At 53.1% G+C, this 13,980-nt stretch carries 13 protein-coding genes; 6 read left to right on the forward strand and 7 right to left on the reverse strand.

Annotated features, from left to right (window positions below; genetic code table 11):
* Positions 1–60 precede the first annotated feature (60 nt).
* The 3 genes from CEY11_RS06195 to CEY11_RS06205 all read right to left on the reverse strand — a co-directional run bounded on the left by CEY11_RS06195 (position 61) and on the right by CEY11_RS06205 (position 2,824).
* The gene (locus CEY11_RS06195; RefSeq protein ID WP_088602472.1) at positions 61–381 is read right to left on the reverse strand and encodes a DUF4387 domain-containing protein; all 321 of its coding nucleotides are present in this window, start codon (positions 379–381) and stop codon (positions 61–63) included.
* On the reverse strand, positions 378–1,871 hold the full coding sequence (locus tag CEY11_RS06200; RefSeq protein ID WP_088602473.1) for an acyclic terpene utilization AtuA family protein: 1,494 nt from the start codon (positions 1,869–1,871) through the stop codon (positions 378–380). Before CEY11_RS06200 ends, CEY11_RS06195 begins: the two co-directional genes overlap by 4 nt.
* Before the next feature lie 68 nt (positions 1,872–1,939).
* Positions 1,940–2,824: a LysR family transcriptional regulator gene (locus CEY11_RS06205; RefSeq protein WP_088602474.1), complete on the reverse strand. Its 885-nt coding sequence runs from the start codon at positions 2,822–2,824 to the stop codon at positions 1,940–1,942.
* A gap of 94 nt (positions 2,825–2,918) precedes the next feature.
* Between CEY11_RS06205 and CEY11_RS06210 the strand changes: the two genes are divergently transcribed.
* The 6 genes from CEY11_RS06210 to CEY11_RS06235 all read left to right on the forward strand — a co-directional run bounded on the left by CEY11_RS06210 (position 2,919) and on the right by CEY11_RS06235 (position 10,366).
* The gene (locus CEY11_RS06210; RefSeq protein WP_088602475.1) at positions 2,919–3,791 is read left to right on the forward strand and encodes an HpcH/HpaI aldolase/citrate lyase family protein; all 873 of its coding nucleotides are present in this window, start codon (positions 2,919–2,921) and stop codon (positions 3,789–3,791) included.
* Positions 3,792–3,855: 64 nt separating this feature from the next.
* Positions 3,856–5,043 carry a CaiB/BaiF CoA transferase family protein gene (locus CEY11_RS06215; RefSeq protein ID WP_088602476.1) on the forward strand — a complete coding sequence of 396 codons (1,188 nt, stop codon included), beginning with the start codon at positions 3,856–3,858 and terminating at the stop codon, positions 5,041–5,043.
* Positions 5,044–5,126: 83 nt separating this feature from the next.
* Complete coding sequence (locus CEY11_RS06220; protein WP_088602477.1) at positions 5,127–6,116, forward strand: Bug family tripartite tricarboxylate transporter substrate binding protein; 990 nt, start codon at positions 5,127–5,129, stop codon at positions 6,114–6,116.
* A gap of 33 nt (positions 6,117–6,149) precedes the next feature.
* Positions 6,150–7,835, forward strand: a complete 1,686-nt coding sequence (locus CEY11_RS06225; protein WP_158215197.1) for an amidase — start codon at positions 6,150–6,152, stop codon at positions 7,833–7,835.
* A 43-nt stretch (positions 7,836–7,878) separates the two neighbouring features.
* Positions 7,879–8,571, forward strand: a complete 693-nt coding sequence (locus CEY11_RS06230) for an isochorismatase family protein (RefSeq protein ID WP_088602753.1) — start codon at positions 7,879–7,881, stop codon at positions 8,569–8,571.
* A 585-nt stretch (positions 8,572–9,156) separates the two neighbouring features.
* Positions 9,157–10,366 (forward strand): IS3 family transposase gene (locus tag CEY11_RS06235; RefSeq protein ID WP_088602479.1). Its coding sequence is split into 2 segments (ribosomal slippage): positions 9,157–9,482 and positions 9,481–10,366, totalling 1,212 coding nucleotides; the frame shifts between segments, so codons are not numbered across the junction.
* On the opposite strand, the gene CEY11_RS26050 is transcribed toward CEY11_RS06235, so the two are convergent.
* The 4 genes from CEY11_RS26050 to CEY11_RS06255 form a co-directional block, all read right to left on the reverse strand.
* Positions 10,332–10,628 (reverse strand): SDR family NAD(P)-dependent oxidoreductase, encoded by a 297-nt coding sequence (locus CEY11_RS26050; RefSeq protein WP_408608103.1) that lies wholly within the window; start codon positions 10,626–10,628, stop codon positions 10,332–10,334. The genes CEY11_RS06235 and CEY11_RS26050 overlap by 35 nt on opposite strands.
* Before the next feature lie 184 nt (positions 10,629–10,812).
* Entirely contained in the window at positions 10,813–12,006 is a 1,194-nt protein-coding gene (locus CEY11_RS06245) for an FAD-dependent monooxygenase (protein WP_088602481.1), read from the reverse strand.
* 38 nt (positions 12,007–12,044) lie between these two features.
* A complete protein-coding gene (locus CEY11_RS06250) occupies positions 12,045–13,019 on the reverse strand; it encodes a Bug family tripartite tricarboxylate transporter substrate binding protein (RefSeq protein WP_088602482.1) in 975 nt (324 codons plus the stop codon).
* Between the two features lie 11 nt (positions 13,020–13,030).
* Positions 13,031–13,978 carry a cupin domain-containing protein gene (locus CEY11_RS06255; protein ID WP_233154739.1) on the reverse strand — a complete coding sequence of 316 codons (948 nt, stop codon included), beginning with the start codon at positions 13,976–13,978 and terminating at the stop codon, positions 13,031–13,033.
* Positions 13,979–13,980: the final 2 nt, after the last annotated feature.

A 13,980-nucleotide genomic window follows, 5' to 3' on the forward strand; every position in this document is an offset into this window, starting at 1 on the left:
ATCGCCGTGCCAGACGACGATCGCAAAACTCTCGCGATGTATTAGCCCCTACTCGATCCTTTAAGCGACAGCATCTGGTAAATCCAGCAGCATGAGTGGCACATGTTGCTGTGCCCCGTAGACGTCCGAGTCGGATAGATCTCCAGATCCGATGTGCCTCGGCATCGTCACTTTTAGTGACAGGACTTCTGGGTAGGGTGTTATCAATACATCGGACGATCGAACGTGATAGGCGGCAGCAATTTGATGCGGTTGAAGCAGTCCTCCAACAACAATTTTTTCGTAGTCAACTTTCTCTTTAAATATAATGTCTATTGTGAGTACGAACGCTCCAGCATTTTTTGAGCGTAATACCGACGCGACGTCTTGTAATCGAATCATCGCATCACCTCCTTGTTGCCAAGATCGAAAATTTCGATCGGAAATATTTCCAACGGATCATTCAGCTCCATCGCGTGCCAGACACTAAAGCGATAAGCCGGGCCTACGGGAATATCTGACGGAGAGAATGGCATGGCCAAGTTGCCTGCGGTACAAAGCCGACCTTCGAATTCCGTATGCATGGCAATATATCGAGCCTTGGCAAGTATGGCTTCGGCCAGTTGTTCCGTATGTGCTACAACGTCGAGCATCAAGCCTATCTCATGCGGCATCTTGTCGGTAAGCGGTTCGGCTTCACCTAGCACCGCGTCCAGTCCATAACGTCGCACGGTTAGTGTGTACGATGAGGCGTCAGCACCTAATGCTTCGACTTCGGCGAACGTGCGCTCGTGAATCTGTTGTGTAAATGATTTGATGTTAGCAATGAGAATCGGATCGCGTACGCCCGCAAACATCACGGCGCGCCAGCCTGCCAGCGCTGCACCTTCCAACTTGACTGTGTAGATGGGAGCTTTCTCGAACGTGGTTCCTGCTACCTTGACTGTGCGATCGTCTATGGCTTCATAAGTGCACAACTTGGTATTGATGATGCCGGAAGGTTCGACGAATTCATACGGTGACGGATTTTCGTACATCGTATGAGCCGCGACCTTAGTGACGGTGCAGCACTTTTCGGGGTGACCTGGTTCGACTGTGAAGTAATCAGCGCCCAGGGTACCGATGATACAGTCTTGGCCCGTTTTCGGACTGGCGATGGTCGCGCCGCACTCGATCGTCTTGCCTAAATGCCATGCCAATGCCGGGTCGTAGCCGAGCATGGTGGGAATCGCCGCATAAATGGCGCTATCGCTGCATCGCCCTGCGAGGATGACGTTGGCTCCCAATCTGAGTGCTTGTTGCAGTGGCTCAGCACCCATCATAGCGACGATGCGTTCGCTGTTCGTGATGGTTTGCTCGTCAATGGGTAACGCGGGCCACAAACCGTGGATGCGATTTTCCGCAAACCGCTGAGTAATAAGCTCGCGTGGGGGTTCCGAGCCAATGACAGCGAGTTTCGCATGTAGACGTTCTTCGCGGATGATGCACTCAACAATGTCGCGAGTCAGTTGCAGATGAGGCGTTCCTCCGCTACCTCCGGCCGAGCCAATAATGAGTGGGATGTCGTGCTGCCGTGCTGCTTTTAATAGTAGCTTTAGATCCCGCTCGATCGCTTCCGGAGAGACATAAGGCTTCCCTGCGCCCAAGTAGAATGGGCCCGGATCCATTGAGCCGGCATCTGCTCCGATGAAATCAATCCCGGTGCTTAGCGCTCGGTTTAACGCAATTTCGGTAAAGCCGTACCCAATGCATGCCGTCGCAGCTAATATTCGCAACGGTTTGGTGGGTGGCGCGGTGTAATTTTCTTGATTCACGATAACGTCATCTTCACGAGGCGGGAAATGCTTAGCAATGCTTGTTGGCATCCTATCACTGTGAATCGTGATGATCACTATCTAGACTATAAAATTCTTATGATTGAATCATGGCAGTGTTATCGTCTGAATCAAAATTGGCTATGTCAGTTCGTGTGTTCCTTTTCACGCGTTAGTATTGCTGCATCGAGAAAGGCTTCTATGAGTCTCAGGCGAGGGGACGATCTGAGCCATATCAATCCGAATTTTCGCGGGCTGCATGGTGTATTTAGCGGTAGGCTAACGACGCTCAATCCATTTTCCCATTGGTGCCATGCGCTGGGCACAACCGCAACGCCCAGATCTTTATGTACGAGTCGGGTGATGGCTTCAGTCGAAGCAAGTTCGAACCTTTCTCGGGGAACAATGTTATTTTGGCGCAGGTAAGTGTCGATTTGTTGCCCTGCCCAACTTTCGCGGTGGTAACGAATGAACGGCTCTTGCTTGAGGAGCTGGTGTGGATCGGCATCTTTATGTCTCTGTGACGCGATCATGACGAAAGGTTCTTCGTAGAGCAAATGCCATCCCATTGCCTTGGACGATGTGAACGATGGCTCCAGGGCAATGGCCGCATCTAGAATTCCTCTTTCGACTTGCGTGTGAAAGTCCGGAGACTGTCCTGACATGATGCGTACCTGGATCTCTGGATACTGGGTGCCGAGCGTTTCAAGAATGTCAGGCACTTTCCCCGCGAGTACAGTATTGCCTGTACCAAGACTGAACTCCCCTCGGAGCTCACCGGTGTTGGCAAGTGCGGCCAGCGTATCGACTTCTGCGATAATTTTTTGCGATGCATCAAGAATGCGGTGCGCTGCTTGGGTAATGTGTACGACTTTGCCCGCGCGTCTGACTAAGCGGACGCCCAGATCGCCTTCCAATGCACGTATTTGCTGGGCGATTGTCCCATGAGTCAGATTCAGCCGTCGGGCAGCTTCGGCCATTGAGCCATATTGGTGCACTGCCAATAGGGTCGTGAGTAGTTTGGTGTTCATAAGATAGAATAACTATCTTCTGATCATGCTTGCAAGCCCCCAACAGGTGGGGAAGTGCCGATACTATGGATTCTCGTGTAAATGAGAGGATCCTATGCGTAGCAAGCTATTCGTACCTGCTTCCAGGCCTGAGTTGTTCGTCAAGGCACTTAAGAGCGCCGCGGATGCAATCTGCTTTGATCTCGAAGATGCAGTGCTGGAGGACAAAAAAGAGTATGCACGAGAGTGCTTGGCAAACTTTTTGAGCACGGACGAGTTTCAGTCGCTACGCGAGGCGGGTAAAAAAAGCATCATTGTGCGTGTTAACGCACTTGATACGGTGCATACGAAAAATGATCTCGTTGTGTCCTGTGTGCCAGGCGTCGATATCCTCAATATCCCAAAGCCAGATACCGTTGAGGATGTACTCGGTTTTATTTCGATGCTGGACGCTCAGACTGGGCAGTCTGCCCGTGAGCATCAGCGCTCGCTCGATATTCGTGTATTGGCAAATATCGAGACATCTCGCGCATTGCTCAATGCGGCAGCGATTTCAGCGGCTCATCCTAAGATTTGGGGACTGCAGTTAGGTCTGGGGGATTTGTTTGAGCCTATGGGTATTGCTAGGGAAAACCCTCAAAACGTACATGCAGTCATGATGCAGATGCGCATTGCGGCAGGTACTGCAGGAAAGGTCGCCTACGACACGGCCTACACCAATGTGGCAAATGCCGAGGGCTATCGCCGAGAAGCGCAACAGGCTCGCCACGCCGGGTTTCTCGGGAAAACATGTATTCATCCGAGCCAAGTCGCTATTGCTAATGAGGTATTCAGTCCGTCCGAGGATGAAATTCGCTGGGCAGAGAAAATTGTTGAGTCTGCTGATCAAAATGACGTCAATGGCGCCTATATGCTGGAAGGCAAGATGATTGATGGCCCGTTTATTCAGCGTGCTCGCGCCATTCTCTCGCAGGCTAGTAATCAATAAAGATCAAACGAAGTCAGTTGTTACCGCATTCCCGAATTGAGATTTTTTGGAAAATTTCGCAAACATGTCGATAGATGAAAACTTTCCCTTGTCAGGCATAAGGGTGCTGGATCTTAGCGCATATATCGCGGGGCCTTATGGATGTAATCTCCTGGCCGATATGGGAGCGGAAATTATCAAGATTGAGCCTCCGGGGGGCGATAACCTGCGCAAATATCCGTCCTCTATGCCTGGAGAGAGCCGTGCTTTCTTGGGGGTAAACCGAGGAAAGCGTGGAGTTTGTCTCGATTTGAAAAGTGCGTTTGGCTATGAGGCCTTCATACGGCTAGTCAAGCAAGCGGACGTAATCGTTCACAATTTCCGGCCTTCAGTGCCTGTCCGGTTGCGTATCGATTATGAGACGCTGCGCACCCATAATCCGAAATTAGTCTATTGCTCGCTGACGGGGTATGGCCAAACGGGGCCGCTGGCTAACAGGGCCGGATACGATCAAGTACTACAAGCACGGACAGGTATCTGTTCGTCTCAGGGCACCGTTGACGACCCCAAAATTGTTTATGGATCGGTAGTCGACTATTACGGCGCTGCCATGCTCGCCAATGGGGTGACGGCCGCCTTGCTTCAGCGCGAGAGAACTGGAGCAGGCCAGCATGTGGGGGTATCGCTATTAGGTAGTGCGTTAGCGATGCAGGCGGCTAGATTAGTCGTGGCAGACAGTGAGCCACGCAATATCAATCGAGACATGAGATCCGGCGGCATTACGGGTATTCATCCCGCTCGGTCTGGGCATCTATATATCTCCGCCAACACACCGCATTTTTGGCGATCGCTATGCACGTTGATCGGTTTGCCAGATTTGGCCGATGATGAGCGTTACGATACTGTCAAAAAGCGTGCCGCGAATGTGGAGAAACTAGTGCCCGTGTTGCGGGAAGCCTTGTTAAATAAGACTGCTGAAGAGTGGGAGGCCCTCTTTGGTGATCAAGTGCCATGTTCCGTGGTTCGTACTGTTGAAGACGTGTTTGACGATGCTCAAGTGCAGGCGCAAAGCTTCGTTGACGAACACGAACACCCAACTGTCGGGCGATACAGAACCATTGCAAATCCGGTTTCGTTCAGCATGCCCAGTCAGAAACGACGGCTCTGCTGCTCTCCCGGTTTGGGTGAGCACACAGAGGACGTTCTGCGAGAGCTTGGATATTCAGATTCCGAGATTGAGCATGCTCTGGAAATGGCCCAAGCTAAAGCATAAGCGGGCTGCGTTTCTATATATCGTTTTACCGCAATAATGCTTATTTCATATTTTTGTTGGTATTTCCCTGTTAGGAGTTCAGCATGTCCAAGCGCCGTACACTGAAGATACTTTCCTCCTTGACTTTGATGGGCGTCGTGGGGGCCGCCGGCTTGTCTGCCCCTGGTTCCGCTGTCGCCGCAGATTGGCCGCAGCGGCCTGTGAGACTGATTGTTCCCTTTGCTCCAGGCGGGAGCAATGACGTCATAGCGCGTAAGTTGGCTGATATCATTAGCAAGAACACCGGTCAGACTTTTATCGTAGAGAATAAAGGCGGCGCGGGCGGCGTCGTGGGCTCGGGCTATGTGGCTTCGTCCAACCCTGATGGTTATACCTTTCTATTCATTTCTAGTTCTCTTGCGACATCGGCAGCCGTTCAAAAGACGCCGTACGACCCCAAGACAGCATTCGATGCGGTGTCCATGGTGGCTAGTGCGCCTTTTGTCGTGTTAACCCGAAAGGATTTTCCCGCGAAAAATATGAAGGAGCTGCTTGCCTACGCGAAAGATCATCCAGGGGCGATCAACTTCGGAAGCGCAGGACTGGGTGACAGTTCTCAGATGGCCACAGAACTGCTAGCGAATAAGGCAGGGGTAAAGATGCAAACAGTGGGTTATAAGGGCATCTCGCCTGCTCAGTTGGATCTCGTTGCGGGGCGTTTGGACATGATCATCACCACGATGGCCTCCATTAAGGGAACGCCCGCTGATCAATTGCCAAAACTTGCTTTTACAGGAGAGCAGCGGGATCACGATTTCCCTGATATTCCTACCGTAAAGGAAGCCACAGGGCTGGATTACGTTGTGAATGTCTGGTGGGCTGTCTTTGCGCCAAAAGGGGTAGACCCTGCTATTCGAGATAAATTGAACGCCGAAATTAAGAAGGCTATTTCTACTGACGATTTTGCCAAATTCTTGCATATTGTCGATGCAAGTCCAAAGTCCTCGACACCCGAAGAGATGCATAAGTTGCTAGTGTCTGATTTGGATCAATGGTCTAAAACAGCAAAAGCCGCGGGAATTCAGCCCCAATAAACTTTGACATTGAAGTACGCTTCGGGAGCAATGATGACGACAGTTTTAAGTCCAGAAAATGAAAAGGACGCCGTCAAGCAAGCTACTGCGCAGTATTTGATCGCCAGCACCAGCTATTTCCACGGCACGCCGTCGCGCACGGAGCCGGCGCTAGTCGCTTCCGAAGTTGAACGATTGAACTCGGCAGTGCGAGCCAGTGTCGGGGATGGTATCAGTCCGTTCTGGCAACCGGCCGACTATCAGTCTTTGCAGATACAGGAACAAGATTCGATTAATACACTGGACTCCACTGCATGTGTTTCCATAAAGGGCGCACCAGCAGCGGCTACTGCTGTTGAGCCGCCTGAAAGAAACTTCCCCACCCTTGCGCAAGCCGCTCGGAAACTTGAGCTTGGTGAGTTGAATGCGGAAGCGTTGACGGCTCAGTGTATTGCTCGTGCTGTAGATCGCCAGCCCACGTTGAATGCTTTTATCGAAGTTTGGCGTGATAGTGCGATGGAACAGGCAAGGATGCTCGACTTGGAGCGTGCGCGGGGCAAAGTTCGGGGCCCCTTGCATGGTATTCCTCTCGCACACAAAGATTGTTTCGAGATCGTGGGGCATGCTGCGACGATAGGATCCCGTGCTCGCCCGGCCATCAAGGCAACTGCTGATGCGAGCGCCATTCATCTATTGAACGAAGCAGGCGCAGTTACGATCGGTACGTTGAATATGAACGAGATGGTAGCGGGCCCAACTGGGCAAAATCCAATATTTGGCGATTGCTGCAATGCGCTTGATCCTGCTCGTATCGCGGGCGGTTCCTCCAGCGGCTCAGGATCCGCAGTAGCCGCCGGTTCCGTTTTTGCGTCATTAGGTAGCGACACGGGGGGATCAATACGACTACCGGCGTCAGTGCATGGGCTATTTGGGCTGAAACCGACCTATGGGCGTATTTCGCGTTATGGTTGTTTTCCTAGAGCGTTTTCGTTGGACTGCCCGGGGCCTCTGGCACGCACCGCGGAGGATTGTGCAATCGTTTTGCAAGCCGTTGCCGGGTACGATAAAAACGATCCCTCGTCATTGAATGCGGTGGTACCGGCATATCCAAAGTTGTTGGATGTCGCTGCAGAGAACAGCCGAGTGGGTGTGTTACGCCTGCCTGATGCTGAGGCGTGCGATCCTCAGATCGAATCAGTCTTCAACGATTTTGTGGAGCGTGTGGGGCGCGGTTTTGGAGGCATTCGGGAATCCAGTTTCCCACAAATTTCTGCCTGCTATGCCATGGGCGATGTCATCTCTAAAGTTGAGGCAGCCACATTGCATAGCCAATGGATGAGGGCGAATGCCGAGGCCTACTCTCAAGCTGTGTATTCACGTACCGAGCCTGGATTGCATGTTCCGGCGGTTAGATACCTGGAAGCGCTAATGGTAAGGGCGCGTATTTTGAAGGAGTTTTTGACGGGGCCGATGTCAGATGCGGACATTCTTCTGTGTCCGACAATTCCTATTCCTGTGCCTTTGCGTGCTGATGCCGATATGGAGAAGAAAGGAAGTGTCTTTAGTGTCGTAACAGCAATTACGCGCTTGACTCGACCTTTCAGTTATTTAGGTGTGCCGGTTTTGACGATGCCAATTGGTAAAGATAGAAATGGTATGCCCATTGGAGCACAATTGATCGGTCGTCCTCTTTCAGAGGCTAGACTATTAGCTTTTGCCCACCAGATGTCCGTGGCCTGATTTAAATTTAGATAATTTGTTTAGATTAGCTAGTGTGAGCGTGATGGATACCAAACCTTGGGAAAAGTACTTGGGCGCGGACGACCGTGCCGTGTTAGAGCGAGGACGCTTCGCTCGTCGCATGGGTTTTGGCATCAGACCTGCAGTCGTTGTTATTGATGCGCAGCGTTATATGGTTGGCGAGGAGGGTAATGATCAAAACTGGCCCTCAAGTTGCGGCGCTATTGGCCGCTCAGCTCTCAAGCAGATCCAGCGTGTTGTTGAGCAAGCACAGAAGAGTGAAGTTCCTTGCTTTTTTACAACTTTTGAATTGGATTCGAATGGGGGCGATATCGGCGTATACGGCCGTAAGCGCGATTTGCTCGACAGTGATCACTGGTGTTTGGCAGGCACCGTGGGCGCGGAGTTGGTTCCTGAGTTACGGCCTGGAAAAAATGATATTGCATTCGTCAAGAAGAAACCGAGCGGATTCCATGGGACACCTTTGTTGGGCTATTTGATCGATCGGAAAATTGACACAGTCGTTGTGGTTGGAGGGGCCACCAGTAATTGCATTCGAGCCACCGTGTTTGACTCGTCGTCCTACAATTTTCGTACGATTGTTCCTCACGAGGCCGTTTTCGACCGCATTGCCGTGTCGCATGCCATTAGTCTCTTTGATATGGACAGGCAGTTTGCAGACGTTGTGTCGGTCGCGGATTTGTTGAGTTACTTGAGAGAATGTGACGGTAAATAAGAGATAAGTTTTCATTATTTTGACAACGGATGATAGATAGATCCAGTCTCCCTGGAAGCATTACTGGCGGAGTGGGTGGCGCAGGAGGAAATGCCCCATCCAACAGTGGACATGGGGGCGATGGTGGTGCCGGCATCGCCGTCACGACGGGTGTAGGGGCTTTGGTAAGCAAGGACTTGGGCCGCATTAGTCGCTCCTGAAAAATCCTCTAAACCAGCATGAACAAAGGCTTTGAGGGAAATTTCCGATAGCCGAAACTCTCAATTTTCTGCCCAATAGAGGTTGTTTTCTGGGAGTTTTACCTTCATGTTCGCCTGCCCCGCTACTGACGATTTCTTCTGCGCCCGTATCGACCAGATGATTGGCTTGCGTCATCCGTTGGCGGTGCTGGTATCGCGCTGAAGCAGACCTTTGCCAAGGAAGGCCGGGTGCTCAGTCGCCGGGCCCGGCGCTATGCCCACGCCTGTCAGTTCAAGCGCATGGGTCGGGCCTGGATTAGCCCCCTGAACCACCGGGCACAGTCCCCCCCTTAAAATAGAAGGTAGGCATACGACTGTGTTTATGGCCAACAGCAAGCAGGAAGTGATGGAATTACTGACCCAGCCGGAGCGTCGGCGTCGCGGGTCGGTGGAAGAGAAACTGGCCATGGTTCGGGAGAGCCACGAGCCTGGCAAGACGGTGTCGATGGTGGCGCGCCGGCATGGCGTCAATCCGAACCAGCTGTTCCACTGGCGCAAACTGTACCAGGACGGCGGCCTGTCGGCCGTGGGTGCTGGTGAGCAGGTGGTGGCAGCCTCGGAGCTGGCCGACGCCCTCAAGCAGATCCGGGAGCTGCAGCGGATGCTGGGCAAGAAGACCATGGAGAACGAGATACTGCGCGAATCGGTGGAGTATGGCCGATCAAAAAAAGGATTGCGCGCTCGCCCTCGTTGCCAGGGGAAGACCAGTGAAACGGGTCTGTGAAGTCCTCGGCGTAGCGCGCTCGAATATGGCCGTACGGTTGGCCCGGTCGCCGGATTGGCGTGATGGCCGCAAGGCGCGCACGCCCCAGGACAACGGACTGGTCGAGGAAATCCAGCGGCATATCGGTCTGCTTCCCAGCTACGGCTATTGCCGGGTCTGGGCGCTGGTGCGTCGGGATCGTGCCCAGCATGATGCACCGCCCGTGAACGCCAAACGGGTCTATCGGGTAATGCGAGACCACGGCTTGCTGCTGTCGCGCTGCAGGCAGCTTCAAATACCCGCACGCCGCCACGATGACCTGGTCGCTGTTCTGCAAAGCAATCAACGCTGGTGTTCTGACGGGTTCGAGTTCCGCTGCGACGATGGCAGCCCTTTGCGAGTGACCTTTGCCCTGGATTGCTGCGACCGTGAGGCCATGAGCTGGGCGGCGACGACCGCAGGCCACAGTGGCAATGTCGTGCGTGATGTAATGCTGGCCGCACTGGAGCACCGGTTCGGTGGCGCTGATCTGGCACCGGCAGAAATCGAGTGGCTGACGGATAATGGGTCAGCCTACATTGCTGGCAAAACGCGGGCGTTTGCTCAGCAGATCGGCCTGAAGCCTGTGACCACGCCGGTGCGCAGTCCTCAGAGTAACAGCATGGCCGAGAGCTTCGTGAAGACGATCAAACGCGATTATGTAGCCTTTATGCCCAAGCCGGACGTACCCACGGCGATGCAGAATCTGGCGATTGCCTTCGAACATTACAACGAGCAGCACCCGCACAGTGCATTGAAATACCGATCCCCCAGGGAGTTCAGGCAGCATCAGGAATTATTAACCCAAGGGTGAGCTGATGTCCGGTATTACGGGGGCTAATCCACAATAATCCGGTATCGATGACCCCGGGATGTACCGAGTTCACACGAACGTTGTCGGTGGCTAAAGTCAGCGCCGCAGATCTCGACATTCCTCGCAACGCCCATTTCGTTGCGGAATACGCGAAAGAACGAGAGCCTCGCAGGCCGGCGATGGACGATACATTGATAATGGAGCCGTTTTTGGCTCTGCGCATGACCTCCGCAGCCATTTTCATTCCGAGAAAGCAACCCAATTGATTGACGTTGAAATGCTTCAGGAATAAGGATTCATCCGTCTCGAAAATGGAAGCTGATTTTTCCTTTTAAGTACTATCCGGATGAAAACCGAGCGATTTGTAAACGGGTACCCTTCGCTTACATTCGGTATGAGAGCTTACGGTTACACAATCACGGTTGGAAACTGACTCTGTTCTTCCGTTAGATGTCCACTGTTTTCGCGTTGTACTTGTACAGCCAGTCGTACCGATCCCTGATTGGGCTACTGCTCCATTCGCGCTGCAGGTATGCCTCGGCATCGGTATCAGTCGCCAGTTCGGCGCTATGGAAACGATGGGTGTTAGCCGCCGCCCCCAGTACCATGCGCGTGGTGCGTTCAAGCCTGGCCTCTTCGTATTTGCTAAGACAATGCGGTATATCCTGTCCATACTTTTCAAAACAACGGGCAAGCACTACACCGTCTTCGATTGACTGAACTGCACCTTGCGCCAGGAATGGCAAGGTGGCATGAGCTGCATCACCCAGCAGTGTTACCCGGCCTTTGGTCCATTGCGACATTGGTTCGCGTTGCATCAACGCCCATTTATGCAATTGCGGCGAGCAGGCGATCAGGGTTTGGACATCCTCGTGCCAGCCGGTAAAATCTTTGTGGCATTCTTGCGCCTCGCCTTTTTGGCTCCATGACTCAATCAGCCAGTCATCACGCTCAATCGTACCGACGAAGTTCATGATTTTTCCCCGGTGCAGCGGGTAGTTGACGGCATGACCGCCGGGGCCGATCCAAGTGCTGCCGACCATCGAACGTAAATGCGCTGGTAGGTTTTCCATCGGGATCACACCGCGCCAGGCCACCATTCCCGAAAAAGTCGGTTTGGCAGCCCCCCATAGCTCATGGCGGATCACTGACCGCACGCCATCGGCGCCAATCAGCGCAGCGCCTGAAATGCGCCGGCCATCTTCCAGCGTCAGCGTTGCGCAGGTAGCCTCCTGTGTGCAACCCTCGATCTTGCTGGATAAGTGAACGGCATCCGGCTTGAGGGCCTTCACGCCGTCGAACAGCGCTTGCAACAGATCCGGCCGGTATACGGTCAGATAGGGGTATCCGTATTGTCGTATTGCGTCTTGCCCAAGATCGAACATTAGCCAGGATTTACCTGTGTTCCACAGACGGAACTCCTTGCGTTCCGGATTGCAGGAACTTGCTTTGACGCTTTCATACGCACCCAGGGCATCCAATGCACAACTGCCGTTCGGGCTGATCTGAATGCCCGCGCCTACTTCCTTTAGTTCGGTTGCCTGTTCATATACTTCAACATCAATACCTTTTTGCAACAGCGCAAGGGCCGCCGACAGGCCACCAATACCGGCGCCCGCAATAATGACTTTCTGACTCATGTTTTCATACACCTATCTTGGCTGTGACACCCGCGGAGTCAGTTAAATTTCACACCTGACTTTTTGGCGATATCGGCCCAAACCTTTATGTCGTTATGGAAGAAGGCTTTGAACTGCGCGGCGTTATAGGGTTTGATTACGGCCCCTTTTGAGGACACAAATGCCTGATATTCAGGGTTGGACAAGACTCCAACGATTTCCCGATTGAGCTTGTTAATGATCTCTGGTGGCGTGCCACCTTTTGCAAACAGGCCAAACCAGGTGGTGACGGTGAAATCGGGCAGCCCTGCTTCCTTGGCCGTTGGCACATTGGGCAGCAGTGGTGAGCGCTCGCTTCCCGAGGTTATCAGCCCGATCATTTTGCCAGCATTGATTTGTGGCGCCATATTGGCCAGATCAAATGCCAAAACCTGACACTCGTTCTGCAATACCGACATAATGGCGGGCGTCGCGCCTTTGTAGGTAATCTGCTGCATTTGAATCCCGGTTTGCTGGCTAAATAGCAATCCGGCCAGTTTGGTTGAGGTGCCGCCGTCGGACAGATTCAGTTTGTCTTGGTGTGTTTTGCCGTATTCGATGAACTCGTGCAAATTTTTCGCCGGCACCTTGGTACTCATGCCGACAACAAACGGCATTTCCATCATCATTGCAATCGGTTCGATGTCCTTAACCGGATCGTAGCCGACATCCCTGACGCTTGGATTGATGCCGATGGCTGGTGTGTCTGCCATAAGGACATAGCCATCCGCGGGTGCGGCTTTGAGAGTATTGACGGCGATTACCCCAAACGCACCGGTTTTGTTCTCAACGATCACCGATTGATGCCAATGCTTGGACAACGAGTCTGCGATCTTCCTGGACATGGTATCGACCATGCTGCCAGGCTGGTAGGGCACAATGATTTTGAGCGGCCTGCTAGGAAAGTCCTGCGCCGCCATCACTGGCCCCCCCAAAGTGGCCAGCAATGCAAATCCGGAAAGTGTCGTTAGGGTTAGTTTTTTAATGATGCTCATGTCGTCTCCTGCTATTCGCTTTCAATTGTTGATTTGAGTAAATTCAGTTTGGCCAATACTGGCTCGTCGGTTGCGCAGACCATGATGGCATTGGCACTGATTTGATGCTGGTAGGCGCGCCAAGATGGCACGGCAATCACATCGCCACGACGCCATTTGAGGATCTCGCCGTCAATGTGAGTTTCGCCTTCGCCTTCCAGCACCGTCAGGATCTGGTTGGCGGTAGTGCGTTTGACGCGCGAGTGGAAACCTTGTTCGAGTTGTTGCACATATAGGGCAATGGTTGTCATCGCTGGATTGCCGAGCGCAATGCATTTACTCGTCATACCATCGGGGGCGGCCTTGGCGGCACGTAGTCTTTCGCGACTGTCTTCCCAGCGATAAGCCAGTGCTGCTGCTTCTTGGTCAATAAACACCTTTTCCAGCTTGTCGGGGTGGCGCTCAAAAAACATGGGCTCCAACAAATGGATGAGTGGCACATCCAGCACATCAATCCAATAGCAGTCTTCGGTGCCGATGTTTTCATGTGAATGCCAGCTCTGGCTTGGCGTTAGCAACACATCTCCCGGCCGCATTTCAACGCGCACACCATCGACCGTGGTGAAGCTGCCGTGTCCGTCCAGAATGATTCTTAGCGCACTGGGGGTGTGCCGGTGCGCGTCGGCCGTCTCACCGGGGCGGATCATCTGATAGGCCGCGACCATGGTGCGCACAGTACAGTACGCATTGTCTGGTGCCGGATTACGCATGGTGAGGTTGCGCCGCTCTGCAAATTCGGTGCTGACCAACGCGCCGGCCGCTTCAAGAATGGGTTTGACCTGGTCGTAGTGCCAGCAATAGGGCAGCAGGATGGAATTCGGTTGCGGCCAAAGCGCTGGCCTCCGGCGATGCCACCCGCCTTCCATATGCAGCTGTTCAAATGCCTGATACAGCTCGTCCAGAGAGTGAAGTGTTTGCACGC

It is taken from the genome of Candidimonas nitroreducens, from assembly GCF_002209565.1.
GTDB lineage: Bacteria > Pseudomonadota > Gammaproteobacteria > Burkholderiales > Burkholderiaceae_B > Candidimonas > Candidimonas nitroreducens.

Bases quoted from the DNA above. Each gene is read 5' to 3' on its own strand.
- CEY11_RS06195 (WP_088602472.1), bottom strand. From the start codon at position 381: ATGATTCGATTACAAGACGTCGCGTCGGTATTACGCTCAAAAAATGCT.
- CEY11_RS06205 (WP_088602474.1), bottom strand. From the start codon at position 2,824: ATGAACACCAAACTACTCACGACCCTATTGGCAGTGCACCAATATGGC.
- CEY11_RS06210 (WP_088602475.1), top strand. From the start codon at position 2,919: ATGCGTAGCAAGCTATTCGTACCTGCTTCCAGGCCTGAGTTGTTCGTC.
- CEY11_RS06215 (WP_088602476.1), top strand. From the start codon at position 3,856: ATGTCGATAGATGAAAACTTTCCCTTGTCAGGCATAAGGGTGCTGGAT.
- CEY11_RS06220 (WP_088602477.1), top strand. From the start codon at position 5,127: ATGTCCAAGCGCCGTACACTGAAGATACTTTCCTCCTTGACTTTGATG.
- CEY11_RS06225 (WP_158215197.1), top strand. From the start codon at position 6,150: ATGACGACAGTTTTAAGTCCAGAAAATGAAAAGGACGCCGTCAAGCAA.
- CEY11_RS06230 (WP_088602753.1), top strand. From the start codon at position 7,879: ATGGATACCAAACCTTGGGAAAAGTACTTGGGCGCGGACGACCGTGCC.
- CEY11_RS06245 (WP_088602481.1), bottom strand. From the start codon at position 12,006: ATGAGTCAGAAAGTCATTATTGCGGGCGCCGGTATTGGTGGCCTGTCG.
- CEY11_RS06250 (WP_088602482.1), bottom strand. From the start codon at position 13,019: ATGAGCATCATTAAAAAACTAACCCTAACGACACTTTCCGGATTTGCA.